The organism is Gelidibacter salicanalis, from assembly GCF_016469035.1.
GTDB lineage: Bacteria > Bacteroidota > Bacteroidia > Flavobacteriales > Flavobacteriaceae > Gelidibacter > Gelidibacter salicanalis_A.
On sequence record NZ_JAEHJZ010000370.1, the window covers coordinates 1 to 445 of the forward strand.

The 445-nt window shown below is 53.0% G+C and carries 1 protein-coding gene; it reads right to left on the minus strand.

The features are described from left to right. Positions 1-342 (minus strand): reverse transcriptase-like protein (locus JEM65_RS21680; protein ID WP_199603842.1); only part of this gene is annotated, 342 nt, incomplete at its 3' end. Between the last annotated feature and the right edge of the window lie 103 nt (positions 343-445).

Sequence of the window (445 nt, forward strand, 5' to 3'; positions counted from 1 at the left end):
TTGCTTGAGGACGCTCTTGGTCTCTCCGACGAGATTGCTGGTCACAAACTTCCCTTTTAAAGCTCCCACAGCCGCCTGGGAGTCAGTCAGGATTTTAAGAGACTTTTCCTTGTGTTTTTCTGAAGTTTGCCACCATTTGAGGCCACTCCGGATGGCCTCGACTTCTGCCTGAAAGACCGTCGCATGTTCGTCTAGTCTGATGGAATTCTCTGCCACCACCTGATCCGCACAGGTGACCGCCCAGCCTATGCCAACGCGTTTGGCCTCTTTGGAGCCATCAGGATAAAGAGCTAGATCAGGTCGATCTAATTGAACAAAGGGGTACTCGAGGTCCTGCCCCAACTTTGGGTCGTCGCTTGGGGCGCACCCGAAGGGCGATTTAAGAGTATCATCATGGAGTCGGTGATGCCCTTTGCGAGAGGAGAGACGACCTATGCCATCCCAA